Genomic DNA, 22,039 nt, shown 5'->3' with positions numbered 1-22,039 from the left:
AGGTCAGCGGAGCACGTAGACGTCGCCCGGCAGCGTCGCCGTGACGAACTCGCCAGCCGGCCCGACCGCGGTGCCGACCGAGAATCCGGCCGCGTCGGGCAGGGTCTCCTCGTCGAGCGTCTCCCCGCTGGCGGCGTCGAACACCAGCGCGGCCAACCCGTCGTCGGCTCGGGCCACCGTGTATCCGATGCCGTCGGCGGTCAGCGCCGGCACCCCCAGCTGGCGCACGTCGCCGCGGCGCCACACGAGTTCGGCCGCCTCACCGGTGTCGCGCAGCGCCACCAGGTCGCCGGTCCGGCCCCCCGGCGCGAGGACCAGCAGTCCGTCGGCGGACACCGCCGGTCCGGTGGAGGCCGTGTACCCGAGGTCGTGGCTCCACCGCGGCGTCCCGGTCCCGGCATCGAGGGCCCACAGGGCTCCCTCGCCGTCGTGCACGTACACCGTGGCGCCGTCCGCGGACAGCACGGGACTGGTCGTCGCGCCGCCCGGAAGCTCCGGCTGCGACCACTCCTCGACCACCCGCGCATCGTCGCCGCCGGTGTAGCGCATCGACACGACGGCGGCGCGATCGGCGCCCGGCCGCCACAGCGTCACCAGAATCCGGCCGGTCCCGAGATCGACCGCCGGGGTGGTGGCCACCGGGCAGTCCTCCGATCCGCCGAAACATGCGGCCAGACCGTGGTCGTTGGGCAGCCGTGGCACGTTCGTCCCGTCCGCCACCCCGGGGGTGGGCACGAGGTCGAAGATCGGGGCGGCGTGCCTGCCCGTTTGCGGGTCGAGCACGTTGACCTGACCGAAATGCGTGACGAACACGAGGTTTCCGTCGCCGGTGAACTGTGCGGTGCCCGGCGTCCCGCTCACCGGGATCCGCCAGCGCCGCTGGCCGTGCTCGTTGAACGACACCATCGCCCCCTCCTCGCCGACGTAGATGTTGGCCACGCCGTCGGCGGTGGGAGTCACCCCGGTGACACCCGGCGCGAGGCGGGTGCACCAGCGCTTGCGGCCGGTGTCGATCTGGAACGAGACGAGGTTGCAGCCGGCGGCGGTCGCGGCGGTGACGAAGATCTGTCCGTTCGCCGCGACGCTCGCGGGCGCGGTGACGGCGCCGCCGAGCGGACGTGACCAGGCGGGCGCGAGGTCGCGCAGCCCGTCGGCGGGCGCGGTGTTGCTGTTGCGGGCGTCGGCGTACCGACCCGGCCACGCCCCGGCGGCGAGGACGTCGACCGGGCCGCCGTCGCTGCCGCATCCGGTCAACACCAGTGCCGCCGAGGCCGTCAGCATCACCGTCCGCAGGGCAGCCCGCATCACTCATCTCCTCGCCATGGCTCGAATGACCCGATGGGCCACACTATCGGGCCGGGTGGCGCACTCGATGCGCGAGGCGGACCGTACGCTGGCAACCATGACGAGCATGTGGGGCGCACCGTTGCGCACGAGGTGGCGGGGTTCTCGTCGGCGGGATCCCGATCAGGCCCGATTCCTGACCGTCGATTCGCTGCGATGGGTGCTGGCGCACAAGGCGTACACGCCGTGGTACCTGGTCCGGTACTACCGGCTCGCCAAGTTCAAGCTCGCCAACCCGCACGTGATCCTGCGCGGCATGGTGTTCCTCGGCAAGAACGTCGAGATCCATTCCGTCCCCGAGCTGTCCCGGCTCGAGATCGGCCGGTGGGTGCACATCGGCGACGGCAATGCCATCCGCTGTCACGAGGGGTCGCTGCGCATCGGCGACAAGGTGGTCTTCGGCAAGGACAACGTCGTCAACACCTACCTCGACATCGAGATCGGCGCCTCCACACTCGTCGCCGACTGGTGCTACATCTGCGACTTCGACCACCGCACCGAGGACATCACGTACCCGATCAAGGATCAGGGGATCGTCAAGAGCCCCGTGCGGATCGGACCCGACACCTGGATCGCGACGAAGGTCACGGTGCTGCGCGGCACCCGCACCGGCCGCGGCTGCGTCCTCGGCGCGCACGCGGTGGTCAAGGGCGACATCCCGGACTACAGCATCGCGGTCGGATCGCCGGCCAAGGTGGTCAGGAACCGCCGCACGGACTGGGAGTCCGGTGCCGCCGACCGGGCCGCGTACGTCGCCGCGCTCGAGGACATCGCGCGCAAGAAGGCGGGCCGCGAACCGGCGGCGGAACCCGGTTCCTGATCCGGGGCGCCTGCGATGGACTACGCCGACTACCGCCGCTACGACGCCGTGGGGCTCGCCGAACTCGTCACCCGCCGCGAGGTCACGCCGCGCGAACTGCTCGACGCGGCCCTCGCCCGGCTCGACGCGGTGGAGCCCACACTGAACACCGTCGTGCGCCGGCTCGACGAGCAGGCGCGCAGCCGGGCCGCGGAGCGCCTCGAGGGTCCGTTCGCGGGGGTGCCGTTCCTGGTCAAGGATCTTCTCCAGGACGTCGCGGGGATTCCGACCGGCAGCGGGAGCAGGTCCCTGGCGGAGCTGCCCGCCGTGCGCAACGCGGTGGTCGTCGATCGCTGGCTGGACGCGGGCCTCGTCCTCTTCGGCAAGACGAACACTCCGGAGTTCGGGGTCAAGGGGGTGACCGAGCCGGTGGCGAACGGTCCCACCCGCAACCCGTGGAATCCCGCGCACACGCCGGGCGGGTCCTCCGGCGGATCCGCGGCGGCGGTCGCCGCCGGCGTGGTCCCGGCGGCCGGCGCGAACGACGGCGGCGGCTCGATCCGCATTCCGGCCGCCTGCTGCGGGCTGGTCGGGCTCAAACCGGGCCGGGGCCTGGTGCCGAGCGGACCCGAGGTGGACGAGGACCGGCACGGGGCGGTCAGCAACGGGGTCGTCACGCGCACGGTGCGCGACGCGGCAGCCATGCTCGACGTGCTGGCCGGTCCGGACCCGAACGGGCCCTATCTCACGGCGGCACCGCAGGAGTCGTATGCGTCCGCGGCGAGTACCCCACCGCGGACGCTGCGCATCGGGTTCGCGACGGACTCCCCGATCGGCACCGGCGTCGACCCGGAGGCCGTCACGGCCGTCGAGAACGCCGCGGCGCTGCTCGCCGAGCTGGGCCACGCCGTCGAACCCGCGGCGACGGGGATCGACGAGCGGCGGCTGTCCACCGACTGGCTGACGATGTGGTTCGCCTGGCTCGCCGCCGACGTCCGGCAGGCGCGCCTGCGCACCGGGTGCGCCCCCGACGCGTTCGAGCCCGACACGCGGTTCCTCGCCGCGCTCGGCGACTCCGTGCGGCCCTCGGACTATCTCGCCTCGCTGCGCCGGTGGAACGGGTATACGCAGCAGCTCGGCGCGTTCCACGAGCGGTACGACCTGCTGCTCACGCCGACCCTGGCGTATCCGCCGGCGCGCGTGGGGGAACTGGCCACGCCGCCCGCGCTCCAGGGGGCCGCGCGCCTGATCGTGACGGCGCGGCTGGGCCGCGCGGCGCGGTGGGCCGGGCTGATGGACCGCATCGTCGACGAGAACCTCGCCCGGACGCCGTACACCCAGCTCGCGAACATCACCGGGCGCCCGGCGATCTCGGTGCCACTGCACTGGACCGCAGCGGGATTGCCGTTGGGCGTGCAGTTTCTCGGGCCGCTGGCCTCGGAGGGACTGCTGCTGTCGCTCGCGGCACAGCTCGAGCGGGCCCGGCCCTGGGCGCACCGCGAGCCTCCGCTGCTGCCGTCCCGGTGACGCGGGCCGGCAGCGCCGGTCACCGGCCGGGCAACGGCCGCTGGGGAATCGTCGGTCGCGGAAGCGGATGGCGCACACGACGTTTCGCCTCCGAGTACACACGGGCGGTCTCGGTGGCCACCAGCCGCCAGTCGAAGTCCTCCGTGAGCCGCTCGCGCGCCGCCCGCGCCCGTCGCTGGGCGGCCGCGGGGTCGTCGAGGGTCCGCCGGACCGCCGACGCCAGCCCCGCGACGTCGCCGGGTGCGAACGAGAGGCCGGTCGAGCCGTCGACGACGGCCTCCCCGAGGCCGCCGGCCGTCGACGCGACGAGTGGCGTCCCGGCGGCCGCGGCCTCGAGTGCGATGATCCCGAACGGTTCGTAGCGGCTCGGCAGGACGATCGCATCGGCGCGGTGCAGCCACCCGAGCAGCTCGATGCGGTCGAGGTTGCCGACGAACGTCACCGACCGCGCGACGCGGTGCACGCGCGCCTGCTCGCGCAGCCAGTCGAACTGGGTGCCCTCCCCGGCGGCGACGAGGGTGGTGCCGGGGTGCGTGCGCCGGATCCGGGGGAGGGCGGCGATCGCGTCCTGCACGCCCTTCTCGTACTCGAGGCGGCCGACGAACAGCAGCTGCGGCGGCCCGGAACGCGGCGCCCGCTCCCGGTAGGACCACGCGGTGACGTCGATTCCGTTGCGGATCACCGTCGCCGGCGGCAGGTCCGGCCCGTAGAGCGCGGCGACCTCCTCGTTCATCGATGCCGAACACGTGATGAGCCGATCGGATTCGTTGGCGAGCCACCACTCCACCGAGTGCACCTGCCGGTTCACGCGGCCCGACAGCCAGCCGCTGTGCCGGCCGGCCTCGCTTGCGTGCAGGGTGGACACCAGCGGTACGTCGAAGAACTCGGCGAGCGCGACGGCGGGGTGTGCGACGAGCCAGTCGTGCGCGTGCACCACGTCCGGGTACCAGCCGTCGCCGATGCCGCCCTTGGTCAGGCTCAGCCCCGCCCGCACCATGGCATGACCCATCGCGAGCGTCCAGGCGAGCATGTCCTCGCCGAAGTCGAAGTGCGGTGGGTCCTCGGCGACGGCCACCACGAGCACGCCCTCGGCGATGTGGCTGATCGTGGGGTGGGTGGTGGCGTCCGTGCCGGTGGGCCGCCGGGAGAGCACGACCACCTCGTGGCCGGCGGCGGCGAGCTCGGTGGCGAGGTGGTGCACGTGCCGGCCGAGGCCGCCGACGACGACGGGCGGGTACTCCCAGGAGACGATCAGCACCTTCACGAGGGGGCTCCCATCCGGTCGGGCAGGCGGCGGGCGTCGAGCCCGGGGAACAGATTGTCGGCCCGGTTCCAGCCGGCGGCCAGGCGCGCCGCCGTCTCGTCGCGGCCTGCGGCGACCGCCGCGGCGATCTCGCGCAACGCGTGGGCGTGCTTGTGGGCCCGGTCCCGCGCGTATCCGGCCGCGGTGTCCTTGCTGACCATGAATGCCCAGTCGCTCGACACCGTCAGCAGCGCCTCGCGCAGCATCTGGTCGTGCACCCGGTTGCGCAGCGCGGGGCGGCCGGCCCCGGCGGCGCCGCGGGCCTTGTCCAGGGTGTCGAGCGTGGTGCGCACGACCTCCTCGTCGAGCTGTACGAGGTCGCGAACCTGCTCGCCGGCCCACACCCGCCAGTCCTTCCCGGACCCCCACGAGGTGTCGTGCAGGTCGACGGGTGCTCCCACGTACCCGCGGTCGCGTGCGTCGGCGAGAGTGCCCACCTCGATGCCCGCCTCCGGCAGCGCCCGGAGCAGCCGTTCGAGGAACAGCGGGCCCTCGTGCCACCAGTGGCCGAACAGTTCGGTGTCGAAGGCGGCGACCACCAGGGCGTCGCGCCCGATGCGGTCGGACTCGCGGCGCAGTCGGCGGCGGATCGTGTCGACGAAGTCGGCCACGTGGCGGTCGACGGCCGCGGACGCCAGATCGGGGTCGTAGGGCGCCTTGTCCTGTGGGGCGACGGTGCGGCCGGTCACGCGGGCGGGCTTGAGCCCGGTGTCGTGGCAGTAGGTGTGGAAGTCCCGGTAGGCGGGGTGGCCCGGGTAGCCGGACTTCGGCGACCAGACCCGGTAGGACACCTGCAGATCCCGGCCGAAGGCGACGACGTCGGAGTCCCACGCGGTCCGGCCGAGCGCGGTGTCGCCGCGCAGGGCGGGACCGTCGACCATGAAGTGCCCGACGCCGGCGGCGGCGTATCCGGCCTCCATACCGGGGGTGAACGCGCACTCGGGCGCCCAGATGCCCTGCGGTGTGTGCGCCCAGCGGGCGTGCGCGTCGGCCAGCCCCTCGGCGAGGGAGAACGCCCGCAGGCGGGGATCGAGCAGAGGCTGGAAGGGATGGGCCAGCGGCCCGCCCAGCAGTTCGACCGCCTCGGCGTCGACGAGTTCGCGGAACACCGGGGATCCGCCGTGGCGCCAACGGGTTTCGAACTGTTCGAGGGCTGCGGCGGCCTGCCGGTGCTCGCGGGCTCCGAGCGCACGGTAGGCCGGCTCCCGCATGCCCGCGGCCTCGTGGGCGCGCAGCTGCCAGTTGCCGAGCCAGTGGTGCATCCCGGTCAGGCAGTGGGGGTCGTCGAGCTGAGCGGCCAGCACGGGCGTCACCCCGAGGGTGACCAGGCGCGTGCGGCCCTCGGCGGCAAGCCGGCGCAGGACGTCGGTCACCGGGAGATACGTCGCGGCCCAGGACTGGTAGAGCCATTCCTCGCCGACCGGCCAGCGACCGTGGTGGGCGAGCCACGGCAGGTGCGAGTGCAGCACGAGCGCGAACAGTCCCGGTTCCCGCCGGGTGGCGGGAGTGGTCACCGCGCCGGATCCTTCACCGCGATCGCGACGAGATCCAGACTGGCGTCGATGTTCTCGGGCGCGAGGAGGAAGTCGTCGACCGTCACGGCCGCGACGTCTGCGGTCAGGCCGGCGGGCCAGGGCTCGCCGGCGAGAGCGCGCTCGATCTGGGCGTCGATGAAGGAGCCGCCGTGCTTGGCATCGAGGGCGCGCAGGGCGGGGCCGTGGTGCACCCCGGTCGTCAGGGCGACGCGGAAGCCGGCTCCCTCGAGCAGTTCGGTGAGTTCGGCGGCGTTCAGCTCGCGGGTGTGGAACGGGTTGAGCGGGGTGTCGCGGCCGGGGGAGAACGTGATGCGGTTGGGGGTGCTGATCAGCAGTTCGCCGCCGTCCCGGAGCACGCGGTGGCATTCGCGCAGGAACCCGGACTGGTCCCACAGGTGCTCGATGACCTGGAAGTTGACGACAACGTCCACGGAGGCGTCGGCGAGGGGCAGGTCGGCGAGGTTGGCGTGCCGCATGTCCACGCGCGGGTAGCGGGCGCGCACGTGCGCGACGGCGCTCTCGTCGTAGTCGAGGCCGACGACGGCGGTGGCGACGCCCGCGATCATGTCGGCGCCGTAGCCCTCGCCGGCGCCCGCCTCGAGCACGGTGCGGCCGGCGCACCGGGGCAGCAGGTCGCGGTAGACCACCTCGTGGCGGCGGAACCAGTAGTTCTCCTCCGCGATGCCGGGAACGGTGCGCTCGCCGGTGAGTGGCAGTTGAGGGGCGTCGCCGGCGGGGACGGGGGATTCGCTCACCGCCCAGACATTAGCCCCACCTTTGTCGACCTCGTCATCGGTGGTCCAGATCACAGCCGTGCGGCTCCCTTCGTGTGGTTATGGTGAACGAGGTTCCCATCCAAGTTACCAGCGGGTAACTTAGCGTGAGGTAATCTATCGCACACCCCCGTGCGAAGCACGAGAGCTCGGTCAAGGCGTTGCGCCTCGCCGATCCCAGGCAGTCATACACAGGAGGTCGACGTAGACCCATGACGAACATCGTCGTTTTGATCAAGCAGGTCCCCGACACGTGGTCCGAGCGCAAGCTCAGCGACGGCGACTTCACGCTCGATCGCGAGGCCGCCGACGCGGTGCTCGACGAGATCAACGAGCGCGCCGTCGAGGAAGCCCTGCTCATCAAGGAGCGCGACGGCGGGGAGGTCACCGTGCTCACCGCCGGTCCGGACCGCGCCACCGACGCGATCCGCAAGGCGCTGTCCATGGGTGCCGACAAGGCCATCCACCTCAACGACCCGGCCATCCACGGCTCCGACGCGATCCAGACCGCGTACGCGCTCGCGGCGGCTCTCGGCCAGATCGAGGGCGTCGACCTGGTCATCGCCGGCAACGAGGCCACCGACGGCCGGATGGGCGCCGTGCCGGCGATCATCGCCGAGTACCTCGGCCTGCCGCAGCTGACCCACATGCGCAAGCTCACCGTCGCCGACGGCAAGGTCAGCGGCGAGCGCGAGACCGACGAGGGTGTCTTCACCCTCGAGGCCACGCTGCCGGCCATCGTCTCGGTCACCGAGAAGATCAACGAGCCCCGCTTCCCGTCCTTCAAGGGCATCATGGCCGCCAAGAAGAAGGAAGTTCAGGCCCTCACTCTCGCCGACATCGGGCTCGACCCCGAGATCTTCGGCGTGGCCAACGCCGGCAGCACCGTCACCGGTGTCAGCCCGAAGCCCCCGCGTACCGCTGGTGAGCGCGTCGCGGACGAGGGTGACGGCGGCAGCAAGATCGCCGCGTACCTCGTCGGCCAGAAGATCATCTGATCGCGCCCACGCGACACAGCAGACATACCCAAGGGAGAGAAAGAGCAATGGCAGAAGTACTCGTGCTCGTCGAGCACGCCGAGGGCGCGCTGAAGAAGGTCAGCACCGAGCTGATCACCGCCGCCCGTGCGCTGGGTGAGCCCGCCGCGGTCGTGACCGGTCCGGCCGGCACCGCCGACAAGCTGCAGGACGCGCTCGCCGCCGCCGGCGCCGCCAAGGTCTACGCCGCCGAGTCCGACGACATCGAGGGCTACCTGGTGACCCCGAAGGTCGACGTGCTGGCCTCGCTCGTGGAGTCCGCCAGCCCCGCCGCGGTGATCACCGCCGCCAGCGTCGAGGGCAAGGAGGTGTCGGGCCGCCTCGCCGCGCGCATCGGCTCCGGTCTGCTCTGCGACGTCATCGACGTCAAGTCCGACGGTTCGGCCGTGCACTCGATCTTCGGTGGCGCGTACACCGTCGACGCCAAGGCCAACGGCGAGGTGCCGGTCGTCTCCGTGCGTCCGGGTGCCGTCGAGGCGCAGCCGCAGGCCGGCGCCGCCGAGCGCGTGGACGTCGAGGTGCCGGCGCAGGAGGAGAACGCGGTCAAGATCACCGCGCGCAACCCGATCGTGGGCGGCGACCGTCCCGAGCTGACCGAGGCGTCGATCGTCGTCTCCGGCGGCCGCGGCGTCGGCAGCGCCGACAAGTTCAGCGTCGTCGAGGACCTCGCCGACTCGCTCGGTGCCGCCGTCGGTGCCTCCCGCGCCGCCGTCGACTCCGGCTACTACCCGGGCCAGTTCCAGGTCGGTCAGACCGGCAAGACCGTCTCGCCGCAGCTGTATGTGGCGCTGGGCATCTCCGGCGCCATCCAGCACCGGGCCGGCATGCAGACGTCCAAGACGATCGTCGCGGTCAACAAGGACGAAGAGGCCCCGATCTTCGAGATCGCGGACTACGGCGTCGTGGGCGACCTGTTCAACGTCGCTCCGCAGCTGACCGAGGAGATCAAGAAGCACAAGGGCTGATCCCGAGGTCCCGCCGCGGCCCCGCACCCGTCCAGGGTGCGGGGCCGCACGCGTACCCGGGCATGTTCACCGGACGTGCACGGAGGCGACACCGTGCCGCCCCTGCCGCGACGTACCGGCTCGATACACATTGCGCCATGACCACTTTGCTGGTGCCGGCCCAAAACCCGGGGCTGTCGGAGGCGGTGCTGTCGGGGCCGCGGTACTCCCTGCTCGTGTCCGCCGACCGCGAACATCGCGAGGCCGCACAGCGGCTGCGTTACCGCGTCTTCGCCGCCGAACCCGGATTCCACCTCCCGGCAGGCATGCCCGCGGGCCTCGACGCCGACCGCTTCGACGAGTACTGCGACCACCTGTTGGTGCGCGAGAACCACACCGGCGCGGTGGTGGGCTGCTACCGGATGCTGCCGCCGGAGGCCGCACGCGCCGCCGGGGGCTACTACACCGCCACCGAATTCGATCTCACCGCCCTCGATCCCGACGGTCTGCGGGCGGTGGAGATGGGCCGCGCCTGCGTCGACCCCGCCCACCGCTCCGGCTCGGTCCTGTCGCTGATGTGGGCCGGGATCCTGCACTACCTGCAACTCACCGGGCACAACTGGGTCATGGGGTGCGTGTCGGTGCCGATGCGCACCCACCCGTCCGACGTGCCCGGCGCCAACGTCCGGGGAGTGCGCGACGTGCTGCTGGCCCGGCACTCCGTCGAGCCGGCCCGGCGGGTGCTTCCCCGGACCCCGGTCGTCGTCGACGGCCGCCCCCTCGACGACATCCCGTCACCCGGGCGGCCGGTGCTGCCGCCGCTGCTGCGCGGGTATCTGCGGCTCGGTGCTCGCATCTGCGGCGAGCCCGCCCACGACCCCGACTTCGGGGTGGCCGACTTCGTCGCGCTGCAGAGCCTCGCCGGAGCCAACGCGCGCTACCTCGAGCGGCTGCGGACCGCCGCCGAGAGCGCCGAGGCGGCCGCAGGAGCGCGGGCGTGAACACCCGCGCCCACGCCTGGATGCCGGCCAGTCCCTGCGGCACCGGCTGCCTTCCGGCCGATCCGGGGCGAGTGAGTTTCGTCACGGCGGCGGCGCGCTGGGTGCTCGTGGTGGCGGTCCTGGCAACCGCCCCGTTGCTGACCGCCGGCCGGCTCCTGCCCCGCCCGGGGCGCCTCGCCGCCCAGCGTGCGTTCGCCCGCGTCCTGCTGCGTTGTGCCGGGCTGCGGCTGACGGTGACCGACCTGCGGGACCGCGGCGACGGGGGAGGCGGGGGAGGCGGGGGCGTGCTCGTCGTCGCCCCGCACGTGTCCTGGACCGACGTGCTGGTGCTCACCGCGGTTGCCCCGGCAGGGTTCGTCGCGCGCAGCGACCTGCTCGAGTGGGGACTGCTCGGCGCGCTGGCCCGCCGCATGCGGGTCATACCCATCGAGCGCGAGCGTCTGCGCGACCTGCCCGTCGTGGTGTCGCGGATCCGCGACCGCCTCCTGGCGGGGGAGCGGATCGCGGCGTTCCCGGAGGGCACGACGTGGTGCGGCAGGGCGTACGGCGGGTTCCGTCCGGCACTGTTCCAGGCGGCGATCGACGCGCAGCGCCCGGTGCAGCCGGTCGGGCTCCGGTACGCCGACGCCGCCGGGACGATCGCCACCGGCCCGGCGTTCGTCGGCGACGAGACGATGGGAGCGTCGCTGCGACGGCTCCTGCGGCACCGGGGCGTGGTGGCGGAGGTGGTGCTCGCCCCGCTCGAGCGGCCCGGCTCCGATCGCCGCGACCTCGCCGCGCGGTGTGAACGGTCCGCGCGCCGGCGGCACGACGACGGCGCCGAGTTCGCCAGGCTCGGCCGGGCCGCCGCCGCGCACGACACCCGTGGTCGCGAGGAGCTCCGGGCCGGACGGTGAGCGCGACGGGCGCGAGCCCCGACCCGCTATCCTGGTTCGGTCATGACCTCGAACGCCGCCGGAGCCTCCGGCACCTCGACGACCGTCTACCTCGATCACGCCGCGACCACCCCGATGCTGCCCGCGGCCGTGTCGGCGATGACGGAGATCTTCGCGACGGTCGGCAACGCGTCGTCCCTCCACGGGTCGGGCCGCGCGGCGCGGCGCCGCATCGAGGAGGCCCGGGAGTCCATCGCCGCGGACCTCGGTGCGCGTCCCTCCGAGGTCGTCTTCACCTCGGGCGGCACCGAGGGCGACAACCTCGCGGTCAAGGGCATCTACTGGGCGCGCCGCGACGCCGATCCGCGCCGTCGCCGGGTGATCGCGAGCGCCGTCGAGCACCACGCCGTGCTCGATGCCGTCGAGTGGCTCGTCGCGCACGAGGGCGCCGAGGTGACCTGGCTGGCCGTCGACGCCGACGGACGCGTCGAGCCGGATGCGCTGCGGATGGCCCTCGCCGAGCACGCCGACGAGACGGCCCTGGTGTCGGTGATGTGGGCCAACAACGAGGTGGGCACCGTGATGCCCGTCGCCGAGCTCACCGCGGTCGCCGCCGAGTACGGGGTGCCCGTGCACAGCGACGCCGTGCAAGCGGTCGGCCATCTGCCCGTCGACTTCGCCGCGAGCGGGCTGGCCGCCATGACGATCGCCGCGCACAAGTTCGGCGGTCCCCAGGGTGTCGGTGCCCTGCTGCTGGGCCGGCAGGTGCCGTGCGTGCCCCTCACCCACGGCGGCGGACACGAGCGCGACGTACGGTCGGGAACCCACGACACCGCCGGGATCGCCGGCATGGCCGCGGCGCTGCGCGAGGCGACGGCCGAACTCGGCGAACGCACCGTCGCGCTCACGACGCTGCGCGACGAACTGATCGCCGGTGTGACGGCCGTGGTCCCGGACGCGGTCCTCAACGGCCCGCGCGGCGCGGACCGCCTGCCCGGCAATGCACACTTCACCTTCCCCGGCTGCGAGGGCGATTCGCTGCTCATGCTGCTGGACGCGGCCGGGATCGAGTGCTCGACCGGTTCGGCCTGCACCGCCGGGGTGGCGCGGCCGAGCCATGTGCTCGTCGCGATGGGGGCGGACCCCCGCACGGCCCGCGGGTCGTTGCGATTCTCGTTGGGCCACACGTCGACTCGCGCCGACGTGGAGGCCGTTGTGGCGGCGCTGCCGCAGGTGGTGGGACGGGCGCGGGCCGCCGGACTGGCCGGCGCCGGTAGTCGAGAGAGGTGACGTCGATGAGGGTGCTCGCGGCAATGAGCGGTGGCGTGGACTCGGCGGTGGCCGCGGCCCGCGCGGTCGACGCCGGCCACGACGTGGTCGGCGTGCACCTGGCGCTGTCCACGGCGCCGGGCACGCTGCGGACCGGGTCGCGGGGCTGCTGCTCCAAGGAGGACGCCGGGGATGCGCGCCGCGCCGCCGACGTGCTCGGAATCCCGTTCTATGTCTGGGATTTCGCCGACCGGTTCAAGGAGGACGTCATCGACGACTTCGTCGAGTCCTATGCCGCCGGCCAGACCCCCAATCCGTGCCTGCGCTGCAACGAGAAGATCAAGTTCGCGGCCCTCGCCGACCGGGCCGTCGCCCTCGGCTTCGACGCGGTCGCCACCGGCCACTACGCCCGGCTCGACGACGGTGTCCTGCGTCGCGCGGTCGACGCCGGCAAGGACCAGTCGTACGTGCTCGGTGTGCTGACGGCCGACCAGCTCGCGCGTGCGATGTTCCCGGTCGGGGACACCCCGAAGGAGCGGATCCGCGCCGAAGCGGCCGAGCGCGGTCTCGCGGTCGCGGACAAGCCCGACAGTCACGACATCTGCTTCATCCCCTCCGGTGACACCCGCGCCTTCCTCGGTGCCCGCATCGGGGTGCGTCCCGGCCGCGTCGTCGACGCCCGGTCCGGCGCCGTGCTCGCCGAACACGAAGGGGTGCACGGCTTCACGGTCGGACAGCGCAAGGGCCTGGGCATCGCCGGCCCCGGCGCGGACGGCCGCCCCCGCTACGTCACCGCGATCGAGCCGGACACCGGCACGGTGAAGGTGGGCTCCGCGGAAGACCTGAAGGTGTGGGCGATCAGTGCCGAGCGCGCGGTGTGGACGAGCGGGGCCGCGCCGGCCGGACCGGTCGAATGCGTCGTGCAGGTCCGCGCGCACGGCGGTGTCGCGGCGGCCGTCGCCGAGCCCGCCGGCACCGGTCTCGAGGTGACCCTGCGCGAACCGCTCACCGGCGTCGCCACCGGACAGGCCGTGGTGCTGTACCGGCCGGACGCGGGCGGCGACGTCGTCCTCGGCAGCGGCACCATCGTCGGTACCGGCACGGCGGCCACGTCCCGGTGACCGCGAACATCCCGAACCCCTGGTCCGGCGTCGCGACCGGCATCGGGTCGTGGCCCGGCACCGACGCCCGGGAATCGGCCGCGACCGTGCTCGGCGAGCTCGAGGCGTTGCCGCACCTGGTCGAGCTGCCGGCCCGCGGGCTCGGGGCCGATCTCATCGGCCGCACCGGCGCGTTGCTGGTCGACCTGCACCTCGACACGTCCACCACCGGGTACCGGCTCGGCGGTCGCCGCGGCGCGGTCGCCGCCCGCGCCGGGGATCTGCTGCGCCGAGATCTCGATGCACTCGAAGAGGCATGGGAGACAGCGGGTCTCGGTCCCGGTCGATTCCTGAAGGTGCAGTCCGCCGGCCCGTTCACCCTCGCCGCGCACGCCGAGCTGGCCGGGGGCCGGCGGGTGCTCACCGATCGCGGCGCCGTGCGCGACGTCGCCGAGTCCCTCGGCGAGGGCCTGGCGCGGCACGCCGCGGAACTGACCCGCCGCCTCGGCGCCCACGTGGTGGTCCAGCTCGACGAGCCTGCGCTGCCCGCCGTCCTCGCCGGGACCCTGACCGGACGCACGAAGCTCGAATCGGTGCCGGCGCTCCCCGAGCCGGAGGCGCAGCACCTGCTCGAGGCCGCGATCGCGGCGATCGGCCGCCCCGTCGCGGTGCACTGCTGCGCCGCCGACGTGCCCACCGGGTTGCTGCGCCGCAGCGGCGTCGACGCCGTCGCCCTCGACGTCGCGCAGCTCACCGCCGCCGACCTCGACGGTATCGGTGAGCTGATCGACGCCGGAACCACCCTCCTGCTCGGGCTGGTGCCGTCCACCGCACCCGAGACGGCTGTCCCCACCTGGCGTGACGTCGCGGCCCCCGCGATCACGCTGATCGACCGGCTGGGCTTCCCCCGCGCCACGCTGCGCTCGGTGGGGGTCACCCCGCGCTGCGGCCTGGCCGGCGCCGATCCCACGTGGGCGCGCCGGGCGCTGCGCCTCGCCCGCGACGTCGCCGCCGCGTTCGCGGACGACCCGGAATCGCTCGGCTCCGCAGCGGCCGGGAACGTCGTATCGCTCGACTAGTCTTTCCGGCGTGAGTGAATCGACGGACGCGCCCACCCAAGCTCCGCCCGACGTGCGCGAGCGCTGGCAGCAGCTCGCGGAGGAGGTGCGCGAGCACCAGTTCCGCTACTACGTGCGCGACGCGCCGATCATCTCCGACGGCGCCTTCGACCAGTTGCTCGGCGCGCTGAAGCAGCTCGAGGACGACTACCCGGACCTGCGCGTCCCGGACTCCCCGACGCAGCTCGTCGGTGGGGGCTTCGCCACCGACTTCACCGCCGTCGACCACCTCGAGCGGATGCTCAGCCTCGACAACGTCTTCACCGAGGACGAACTGCGCGCCTGGGTTTCCCGCGTCGAGGCCGAGACGGGTCCGGACCTGCACTACCTGTGCGAGGTGAAGATCGACGGCGTCGCGCTGAGTCTGGTGTACGAGGACGGCCGCTTGCGCCGTGCCGCCACCCGCGGCGACGGCCGCACCGGCGAGGAGGTCACGCTCAATGCCCTCACGATCGACGACATCCCCGAAAGGCTCACCGCCACCGAGGAATTTCCCGTCCCCCGGGTTCTCGAGGTGCGGGGCGAGGTGTACTTCCGGCTCGAGGACTTCCACGCGCTCAACGCCGCCCTTGTCGCCGAGGGCAAGGCCCCGTTCGCCAATCCGCGCAACACCGCGGCCGGATCGCTGCGGCAGAAGAACCCCGCGGTGACCGCGCGGCGCCGCCTCGGGATGATCTGCCACGGGCTCGGCCGCGTCGAGGGATTCGAGCCGGTGTCGCTGTCGCAGTCCTACGCCGCCCTCGCCGCCTGGGGGTTGCCCGTCTCCGGGCACACCGCCCGCGTCGTCGGCGTCGAGGAGGTCGTCGCCCGGATGCGGTACTGGGGCGAGCACCGCCACGACGTCGAACACGAGATCGACGGGCTCGTCGTCAAGGTCGACGAGGTGTCCCTGCAGCGCCGGCTCGGCACCACCTCGCGCGCACCCCGGTGGGCGATCGCCTACAAGTACCCGCCGGAGGAGGTGACCACCACGTTGCTCGACATCCGCGTCAGCGTCGGCCGCACGGGCCGGGTCACCCCGTTCGCCTACATGGAACCGGTCACGGTGGCCGGGTCGACGGTCTCCCTCGCCACCCTGCACAACGCGGCGGAGGTGGCCCGCAAGGGCGTGCTCATCGGCGACACGGTGGTGCTGCGCAAGGCCGGTGACGTCATCCCCGAGGTGCTCGGCCCGGTGGTGGACCTGCGCGACGGCACCGAACGCGAGTTCGTCATGCCCACCGAATGCCCCGAGTGCGGGACACCGCTCGCCCCCGCCAAGGAGGGTGACGTGGACCTGCGCTGCCCCAACCAGCGGCACTGCCCCGCGCAGTTGCGTGAGCGGGTCTTCCACGTCGCGGGCCGCGGCGCATTCGACATCGAGGCGCTCGGCTACGAGGCGGCCACCGCGCTGCTCGAGGCCGGGGTGATCGCCGACGAGGGTGACCTGTTCGACCTGACCGCCGAGGACCTGCTGCGGACGTCGCTCTTCCGCACCAAGGCGGGGGCGCTGTCCGCCAACGGCAAGCGCCTGCTGGCGAATCTCCAAGCAGCCAAGGACAAGCCGCTGTGGCGGGTGCTGGTGGCACTGTCGATCCGGCACGTCGGCCCGACCGCCGCACGGGCGCTGGCCACCGAGTTCGGCAGCCTCGACCGGATCCGCGAGGCGTCCGTGGACGAGCTCGCCGCCGTCGAGGGGGTGGGACCGACCATCGCTGCGGCCCTGGGTGAATGGTTCGCCGTCGACTGGCACGTCGCGATCGTCGAGAAGTGGCGCGCGGCGGGGGTGCGCATGCTCGACGAGCGCGACGAATCCATCGAACGCACCCTCGAGGGCCTGTCGATCGTGGTCACCGGATCGCTCGAGGGCTTCTCGCGGGATCAGGCCAAGGAGGCGATCCTGCTCCGCGGCGGCAAGGCGGCCGGTTCGGTGTCGAAGAAGACCGCGTTCGTCGTCGTCGGCGATGCCCCGGGAACGAAGGCCGACAAGGCGGCCGAGCTGGGCATCCCCGTCCTCGACGAGGACGGGTTCCGCCGGCTGCTCGAACTCGGCCCGGACGGCGTCTCGGGTGGCCAGGACGCGATCGAGGAGGAGTTCGGCGAGCTCGAGAGCTGACCGGCGGCCGGAGCCGGTGTGACGGAGATCGCCCGGAAACCGTTTGGGCGGAAGGGGCGGTCACTGGGATAGTCCTCCAGTGATCGAGATCAGACGCGTGAGCCCGGACGAGTACGACGCCGTCGGCGCCCTCACCGTCGACGTGTACGTCGGCGGCGGATTCGTCGAGCCCGACGACCCGTACGCCGAGCGTCTGCGCGACACCGCCACCCGCGACAAGCACGCCGAGGTGGTGGTCGCGCTCGCCGACGGCGAGATCGTCGGGTCCGTGACGCTGGCGGAGCCGGCGTCGCGCTTCGCCCACATCGCCGAGAAGGGCGAGCTCGAGTTCCGGATGCTGGCCGTCGCGCCGTCGGCGCGGGGCCGGGGTGTCGGGTCGGCGCTGGTGCGGCACGTCCTCGACACCGCCTACGACCGCGGCGATCGCGCCGTGGTGCTCTCCACGCAGCCGGACATGGTCGACGCGCGCCGCATCTACGACCGCAACGGATTCGTCCCCGTCCCCGAGCGGGACTGGGCGCCGGTGCCCGGCGTCGAGCTGAGCACCCTGGTCCGGGAGCTGGTCTGAGCCGTTCCGCTCAGCCGAGGACGGTTCCGATGATGCCGGCCAGGTAGCCGAGCCGGGCCACCTCGGACGGGCGGAACTCCGGGCCGCCGGGCCGGCCGAGCATCAGCACCCGGCCCTGGGTCCCCAGGGGCGCCGCCGCCAGGGTCGTGTTCATCGCTCGCCACAGGTCGGGCACCCACTCGCCCTCGTGGTCGAGCAGCATCGGCTTCTCGAGCGGCATCCACGGCACCTCCGCCGGCCGGGTCTCGGGGGCGCCGGAACTGCCGACCACCCGGTACACCCCGTACGGGCCGGTGTCGACGACGGTCGCCCAGCCGACGCGCAGCACCCGGGGCGCCCCGTCGACGAGCACCTGCAGCCGATCGTGGCGCGCGGTGGCGACCTGATCGATCAGCTCGAGTTCGCGGTGGGTGTCGAGGATTCCCGCATAGGGACGGATCGAGTCCACCGTCACGCCCTCGAGGCGTTCGGCGGCCGTGATGAGCGTGTCCGGCAGCGACCCGGCGTCGACGTCGACGACGAGATCGTCGATCGCGAAGCCGGCGCCGCGTTCGACGACGTCCAGCGAGAGGATGTCCGCACCGACCGAACCGAGCGCGACGGCGAGTGAACCGAGGCTGCCCGGCCGGTCGGGAAGCTGGACGCGTAACAGGTACGACACGTGCGTCCTTTCCCCGATTCCGAAGTCACGGCCGAGGCGCTCGGCCGGCGACGGACACCATCTTTTCACCCCCGCAGCACCGCCGGATGCCGGTCCGGCGGTGCTGCGCCGAGACGGGACAGGAAACCGCCGGTCACGCGGTCGTTGTCACACGAACGACACAGGTGTTTCTCCGAACTGCAACACGGCGGGCGGTCGGCGCGGGTCCGGGGAACCGGCGAAACCGTCCCGGTCGGCACGCACTACCCTGGACGGGACGTTCGTTTCTTCATCGGAAAGGGGTCACCGAAGGTGCCTGCCATCTCCCGTGACGAGGTCGCGCACCTCGCCCGGTTGTCCCGGCTCGCGCTGACCGACGCCGAACTCGACGAGTTCGCCGGCCAGCTGGATACGATCCTCAGCCACGTCAAGGCCGTGTCGGAGGTGGCTGCGGACGATGTGGCGCCGATGGCCAACCCGAACGCGGTGACCAACGTGACCCGCCCCGACGAGGTGCGCCCGGGCCTGACGCCGGAGCAGGCGCTCGCCGCCGCGCCGCTCGTCGAGGACGGCCGCTTCTCCGTCCCGCAGATCCTGGGGGAGGGCGAATGAGCGCCGACCTGACCCGGCTGGGCGCGGCCGACCTCGCCGACCGCATCCACTCCGGCGACGTCTCGTCGGTCGAGGTCACCCAGGCTCACCTCGACCGCATCGCCGAGGTCGACGGCGACTACCACGCCTTCCTGCATGTCGCGGGGGAGCAGGCGCTGGCCGCCGCCGCGGAGGTCGACCGCGCGGTCGCCGCGGGCGAGAGTCCGGCGTCGCCGCTGGCCGGCGTGCCGATCGCCCTCAAGGACGTGTTCACCACGACCGACATGCCCACTACGTGCGCCTCGAAGATCCTCGAGGGCTGGATGTCGCCGTACGACGCGACCCTGACGTCGAAGCTGCGGCGGGCCGGCATCCCCATCCTGGGCAAGACCAACATGGACGAGTTCGCGATGGGATCGTCCACCGAGAACTCCGCCTTCGGTCCCACCCGCAACCCGTGGGACACCACCCGGATCCCCGGTGGTTCCGGCGGCGGCTCCGCGGCCGCGCTGGCGTCCTACCAGGCGCCCCTGGCCATCGGCACCGATACCGGCGGCTCGATCCGCCAGCCCGCCGCCGTCACCGCCACGGTCGGCACCAAGCCCACCTACGGCACGGTCTCCCGGTTCGGCCTCGTCGCGTGCGCGTCGTCGCTCGACCAGGGCGGCCCGTGCGGCCGCACCGTGCTCGACACGGCGCTGCTGCACGAGGTGATCGCCGGCCACGACCCGCGCGACTCCACGTCGGTGGACGCGCCCGTCCGGCCGGTCGTCCGGGCGGCCCGGGAGGGCGCGCAGGGCGACCTGAAGGGCCTGCGCGTCGGCGTCGTCAAGGAGTTGCACTCGGACAGCTACCAGCCGGGCGTGCTGGCGTCCTTCGACGCGGCCGTGGCCACGCTCACCGAACTCGGCGCCGAGGTCGTCGAGGTCTCCTGCCCGCACTTCGAGTACGCGCTCGCCTCGTACTACCTGATCCTGCCGTCCGAGGTCTCCTCCAACCTCGCCCGCTTCGACGCCATGCGCTACGGCCTGCGCGTCGACGACGGCACGATGAGCGCCGAGCAGGTCATGGCCGCCACCCGGGCCGCCGGGTTCGGTAAGGAGGTCAAGCGCCGCATCATGATCGGCACCTACGCGCTGTCCTCCGGCTACTACGAGGCCTACTACGGGCAGGCGCTCAAGGTCCGCACCCTCATCGCGCGGGACTTCGAGAAGGCGTACGAGCAGGTCGACGTCCTCGTCTCGCCGACCAGCCCGTTCACCCCGTGGAAGATCGGCGAGAAGGTCGACGATCCGCTGGCGATGTACCTGTCGGACCTGTGCACGCTGCCGACCAACCTCGCCGGGCACTGCGCGATGTCCGTGCCGTCCGGGCTGTCCGCCGACGACGGGCTGCCCGTCGGCCTGCAGATCATGGCCCCGGCGCTCGCCGACGAGCGCCTCTACCGCGTCGGCGCCGCGTTCGAGGCCGCACGCGGCCCGATCGTCGCCTGAGTCCGGCCGAGGCCCGGTGCGCCGTCCCGGTCAGGGGTGGTCGCACCGGGCCTGGTCCGGGCCGTAGCGGTGCCCGTGACCGGGGGCCGCGTCCAGCGCCACCGGCAGGTCCAGCGTCGCCTGCACGAAACTGACCACCGGCAGCCACCGCGGCACGGGCGCGTCGCGTCGCGCTCGGGACAGGTCGGGCGGGGACCACAGCAGCGACGGCTGCCACCACACCACCGGATCCGACGTGTTCGCGGTGACGATCGCTCCGGCCGTGCGCACCGCGCCGGCCGGCGGACCCGCCCAGATCGCCGCGCAGGGACCCGCCGCGGCCGATGCGTGGTCGGCGAGCGCGGCGCTGCCCCCGATCGACCCGAGGCTCTGCCCGTGCACGTGCAGCTGCGGGCGCCGGACCGGGTCCAGGGTGTCGAGGTGGGCGCGCACGGCCGTCAGGAGGGCGCGGGCCGACGCCGCGGCCGCGTTCCGGTCGAACAGGAACGTCACCCAGCTCGGCGCGGCCGAGTACTGCTGCGCCACGAGCGCGACGTCGCCGCCGAACACCGTGTCGAACCCCCGCACCGCGCCGGGGTCGATCCAGCCCGAGCCGGTGGGCACCGCCACCACGACGTGGGCGCGGGCGAACCCACCGGCGCGGTCGAGTTCGCGCACGGCCAGCGCGGCGCGCGAGCGGGCGTCCGCAGCGGATCCGAGCCCCACGTACGTGCGGATCGCGCCGGGATGCGCGTCGAGGGTCACGAAACGGCGGCCCTCGTCGCCCAGGGACTCCCAGGACGCCAGGGACGACGGACTGCCGGCCACCGCGGCGGCGACGGGCCTCGCGACCGGGTCTGCCTGCCCGAGCCCCACGGGCACAATCGCGACGCCGACGCCCATGGCCACCGTGACAGCCGTGGCCGCGACCGCGCGGGTGCCGGCCCGCCGGCGCCACGCCCCCGGAACCCGGCCGATCGCCCGTACTGCCGCGAATATCAAGGGGGCACAACTACATACAACGATCCAGTGCGCCGGACCGGCGGGTGGTCGCCCCATCGACGCCCGCAACGCGTCCTGCCACTGCGCCGCGGCGAGCACCGCCCACCCGAGCGCGCCGGCCGCGACGACCAGCGCCGCCGGCCGCGCGGCCCCGGGCCGCGCGGATCCCCCGTGCCGCCGGGGGCGCACCCCGGCGGCCACGGCCGCGGCTGCGGCGGCGCATCCGGAGGCAGCGGCCTGTGCCAGGGCCGCACGGGGCAGCAGCGACGGCGCGAGCGAGACCCACACCGCGATCGTCACCGCCACGGTCGTCGCCACCCGCGGGCAGCGCCGCGCGAGCGAATCGACCCCCGCGTCCGCGGCCGCGGACGCCGCGAGCGCCCTCATCGCACCGCCCACCGCGCCGCCGCGGCCAACGTCCACACCACGGCCGCGTACGGCAGCGGTGACTCGGGAACCGGTGCCGCGTCGCGTTGCCGCCACGAATTGAACCGCACGGCAATCGACGCCACATCCGCGGTGAGGACGCACCAGCCGTCGCCGGGAGCCGCCGTGCGGCACGCCTCGTGCAGGTGCCGGCTCAGCCGGGCGTCCAGGCCGCGCCGCGCCTGCGGACCCGGTTCGTGTCCCACCGACCGGGCGTATCGCAGCAGGTCGTAGCCGAGATCGTGTTCACGGCAGGGTGTTTCGAAGAACTTCGGCAGGGGAACGGGGGAGGAGCAGCCCCCGAGGGGATCCACCAGGATCCCGTCCTCGGTGACCGGGCGGTAGTGCATCGCCGGCTCGAAGCCGGCCGGGAAGACCTCGAGCGCCGCCGCGGTGTCGCCGTCGGACAGCGCCGCCACCGCCGCCGCCGTGGCGCCCCCGTGCGGCCTCGGCTGCCCCTCCGGACCAGCCTGCGCCCCAACGGTTCCCAGGAACAGTGCCGCGGCCGTACCCACCATCACTGTCGTCGCTCGTCTGCGCATGGCACGGACGTTAGGAACGACGGGGACCGGCGCGGATCCCACACCGGAGCGGTCCGGCCGCGGCCGTCTGCCCCCACG

The 22,039-nt window shown here is 73.3% G+C and carries 20 protein-coding genes; 13 read left to right on the top strand and 7 right to left on the bottom strand.

Translation table 11 applies throughout. From position 1 onward, the window contains the following. Positions 1–3: 3 nt before the first annotated feature. Positions 4–1,305, bottom strand: a complete 1,302-nt coding sequence (locus HFP48_RS17045) for a PQQ-binding-like beta-propeller repeat protein (protein WP_050035421.1) — start codon at positions 1,303–1,305, stop codon at positions 4–6. A gap of 97 nt (positions 1,306–1,402) precedes the next feature. Between HFP48_RS17045 and HFP48_RS17040 the strand changes: the two genes are divergently transcribed. Then, positions 1,403–2,164, top strand: coding sequence for an acyltransferase (locus tag HFP48_RS17040; RefSeq protein ID WP_029544462.1), 762 nt, complete (start codon positions 1,403–1,405; stop codon positions 2,162–2,164). 15 nt (positions 2,165–2,179) lie between these two features. Beyond that, positions 2,180–3,670: an amidase gene (locus tag HFP48_RS17035; protein WP_168579785.1), complete on the top strand. Its 1,491-nt coding sequence runs from the start codon at positions 2,180–2,182 to the stop codon at positions 3,668–3,670. Positions 3,671–3,689: 19 nt separating this feature from the next. Here the strand turns inward: HFP48_RS17035 and HFP48_RS17030 are convergent, their stop codons facing one another. The 3 genes from HFP48_RS17030 to HFP48_RS17020 are packed head-to-tail and all read right to left on the bottom strand — an operon-like array spanning position 3,690 to position 7,263. Next, positions 3,690–4,934, bottom strand: a complete 1,245-nt coding sequence (locus tag HFP48_RS17030) for a glycosyltransferase family 4 protein (RefSeq protein WP_168579784.1) — start codon at positions 4,932–4,934, stop codon at positions 3,690–3,692. After that, positions 4,931–6,487 carry a glycoside hydrolase family 57 protein gene (locus HFP48_RS17025; RefSeq protein WP_065922433.1) on the bottom strand — a complete coding sequence of 519 codons (1,557 nt, stop codon included), beginning with the start codon at positions 6,485–6,487 and terminating at the stop codon, positions 4,931–4,933. The genes HFP48_RS17030 and HFP48_RS17025 overlap by 4 nt, the downstream gene beginning before the upstream one ends. After that, a complete protein-coding gene (locus HFP48_RS17020; protein ID WP_230304485.1) occupies positions 6,484–7,263 on the bottom strand; it encodes a class I SAM-dependent methyltransferase in 780 nt (259 codons plus the stop codon). The genes HFP48_RS17025 and HFP48_RS17020 overlap by 4 nt, the downstream gene beginning before the upstream one ends. A 230-nt stretch (positions 7,264–7,493) precedes the next feature. On the opposite strand from HFP48_RS17020, the gene HFP48_RS17015 reads away from it, so the two are divergent. The 9 genes from HFP48_RS17015 to HFP48_RS16975 all read left to right on the top strand — a co-directional run bounded on the left by HFP48_RS17015 (position 7,494) and on the right by HFP48_RS16975 (position 17,288). Then, positions 7,494–8,279 (top strand): electron transfer flavoprotein subunit beta/FixA family protein, encoded by a 786-nt coding sequence (locus tag HFP48_RS17015; protein WP_006933194.1) that lies wholly within the window; start codon positions 7,494–7,496, stop codon positions 8,277–8,279. A gap of 47 nt (positions 8,280–8,326) precedes the next feature. After that, the gene (locus HFP48_RS17010) at positions 8,327–9,283 is read left to right on the top strand and encodes an electron transfer flavoprotein subunit alpha/FixB family protein (RefSeq protein WP_006933196.1); all 957 of its coding nucleotides are present in this window, start codon (positions 8,327–8,329) and stop codon (positions 9,281–9,283) included. Between the two features lie 137 nt (positions 9,284–9,420). Then, on the top strand, positions 9,421–10,263 hold the full coding sequence (locus HFP48_RS17005) for a GNAT family N-acyltransferase (protein WP_029544454.1): 843 nt from the start codon (positions 9,421–9,423) through the stop codon (positions 10,261–10,263). After that, positions 10,260–11,159 carry a lysophospholipid acyltransferase family protein gene (locus HFP48_RS17000; RefSeq protein ID WP_006933200.1) on the top strand — a complete coding sequence of 300 codons (900 nt, stop codon included), beginning with the start codon at positions 10,260–10,262 and terminating at the stop codon, positions 11,157–11,159. The genes HFP48_RS17005 and HFP48_RS17000 overlap by 4 nt, the downstream gene beginning before the upstream one ends. 42 nt (positions 11,160–11,201) lie before the next feature. Continuing rightward, positions 11,202–12,428: a cysteine desulfurase family protein gene (locus tag HFP48_RS16995; RefSeq protein WP_050035419.1), complete on the top strand. Its 1,227-nt coding sequence runs from the start codon at positions 11,202–11,204 to the stop codon at positions 12,426–12,428. A 5-nt stretch (positions 12,429–12,433) separates the two neighbouring features. Further along, entirely contained in the window at positions 12,434–13,528 is a 1,095-nt protein-coding gene (gene mnmA / locus HFP48_RS16990) for a tRNA 2-thiouridine(34) synthase MnmA (RefSeq protein WP_072635534.1), read from the top strand. Beyond that, positions 13,525–14,586 (top strand): methionine synthase, encoded by a 1,062-nt coding sequence (locus HFP48_RS16985; protein WP_161996482.1) that lies wholly within the window; start codon positions 13,525–13,527, stop codon positions 14,584–14,586. Before mnmA ends, HFP48_RS16985 begins: the two co-directional genes overlap by 4 nt. Before the next feature lie 10 nt (positions 14,587–14,596). Further along, a complete protein-coding gene (gene ligA, locus HFP48_RS16980) occupies positions 14,597–16,720 on the top strand; it encodes an NAD-dependent DNA ligase LigA (RefSeq protein WP_029544445.1) in 2,124 nt (707 codons plus the stop codon). A gap of 79 nt (positions 16,721–16,799) precedes the next feature. Further along, positions 16,800–17,288 (top strand): GNAT family N-acetyltransferase, encoded by a 489-nt coding sequence (locus HFP48_RS16975; protein WP_168579783.1) that lies wholly within the window; start codon positions 16,800–16,802, stop codon positions 17,286–17,288. A gap of 10 nt (positions 17,289–17,298) precedes the next feature. Here HFP48_RS16975 and HFP48_RS16970 read toward each other — a convergent pair whose 3' ends face one another. Then, positions 17,299–17,949 carry a hypothetical protein gene (locus HFP48_RS16970; protein ID WP_006942337.1) on the bottom strand — a complete coding sequence of 217 codons (651 nt, stop codon included), beginning with the start codon at positions 17,947–17,949 and terminating at the stop codon, positions 17,299–17,301. Positions 17,950–18,240: 291 nt separating this feature from the next. Here HFP48_RS16970 and gatC point away from each other — a divergent pair, with 291 nt between their 5' ends. Continuing rightward, positions 18,241–18,540: an Asp-tRNA(Asn)/Glu-tRNA(Gln) amidotransferase subunit GatC gene (gene gatC / locus HFP48_RS16965; protein WP_029544440.1), complete on the top strand. Its 300-nt coding sequence runs from the start codon at positions 18,241–18,243 to the stop codon at positions 18,538–18,540. Then, complete coding sequence (gatA, locus tag HFP48_RS16960) at positions 18,537–20,012, top strand: Asp-tRNA(Asn)/Glu-tRNA(Gln) amidotransferase subunit GatA (protein ID WP_006942339.1); 1,476 nt, start codon at positions 18,537–18,539, stop codon at positions 20,010–20,012. The genes gatC and gatA overlap by 4 nt, the downstream gene beginning before the upstream one ends. Before the next feature lie 30 nt (positions 20,013–20,042). Here the strand turns inward: gatA and HFP48_RS16955 are convergent, their stop codons facing one another. Together HFP48_RS16955 and HFP48_RS16950 are read right to left on the bottom strand one after the other, a co-directional pair. Further along, positions 20,043–21,380, bottom strand: a complete 1,338-nt coding sequence (locus HFP48_RS16955) for an alpha/beta-hydrolase family protein (protein ID WP_168579782.1) — start codon at positions 21,378–21,380, stop codon at positions 20,043–20,045. Next, the gene (locus tag HFP48_RS16950; RefSeq protein WP_231385913.1) at positions 21,377–21,961 is read right to left on the bottom strand and encodes a hypothetical protein; all 585 of its coding nucleotides are present in this window, start codon (positions 21,959–21,961) and stop codon (positions 21,377–21,379) included. Before HFP48_RS16950 ends, HFP48_RS16955 begins: the two co-directional genes overlap by 4 nt. Positions 21,962–22,039 lie beyond the last annotated feature (78 nt).

It is taken from the genome of Rhodococcus sp. DMU1 (genome assembly GCF_012272955.1).
GTDB classification, from domain to species: Bacteria; Actinomycetota; Actinomycetes; order Mycobacteriales; family Mycobacteriaceae; genus Rhodococcus; species Rhodococcus aetherivorans.
The sequence above is the reverse complement of the archived record's forward strand: the minus strand, read 5'-3'. Positions and strand labels throughout refer to the sequence as shown.

Coding starts and splice junctions, on each gene's coding strand:
- HFP48_RS17045 (WP_050035421.1), bottom strand. CDS start 1,305: ATGCGGGCTGCCCTGCGGACGGTGATGCTGACGGCCTCGGCGGCACTG.
- HFP48_RS17040 (WP_029544462.1), top strand. CDS start 1,403: ATGACGAGCATGTGGGGCGCACCGTTGCGCACGAGGTGGCGGGGTTCT.
- HFP48_RS17035 (WP_168579785.1), top strand. CDS start 2,180: ATGGACTACGCCGACTACCGCCGCTACGACGCCGTGGGGCTCGCCGAA.
- HFP48_RS17015 (WP_006933194.1), top strand. CDS start 7,494: ATGACGAACATCGTCGTTTTGATCAAGCAGGTCCCCGACACGTGGTCC.
- HFP48_RS17010 (WP_006933196.1), top strand. CDS start 8,327: ATGGCAGAAGTACTCGTGCTCGTCGAGCACGCCGAGGGCGCGCTGAAG.
- HFP48_RS17005 (WP_029544454.1), top strand. CDS start 9,421: ATGACCACTTTGCTGGTGCCGGCCCAAAACCCGGGGCTGTCGGAGGCG.
- HFP48_RS16995 (WP_050035419.1), top strand. CDS start 11,202: ATGACCTCGAACGCCGCCGGAGCCTCCGGCACCTCGACGACCGTCTAC.
- mnmA (WP_072635534.1), top strand. CDS start 12,434: ATGAGGGTGCTCGCGGCAATGAGCGGTGGCGTGGACTCGGCGGTGGCC.
- gatA (WP_006942339.1), top strand. CDS start 18,537: ATGAGCGCCGACCTGACCCGGCTGGGCGCGGCCGACCTCGCCGACCGC.
- HFP48_RS16955 (WP_168579782.1), bottom strand. CDS start 21,380: ATGAGGGCGCTCGCGGCGTCCGCGGCCGCGGACGCGGGGGTCGATTCG.
- HFP48_RS16950 (WP_231385913.1), bottom strand. CDS start 21,961: ATGCGCAGACGAGCGACGACAGTGATGGTGGGTACGGCCGCGGCACTG.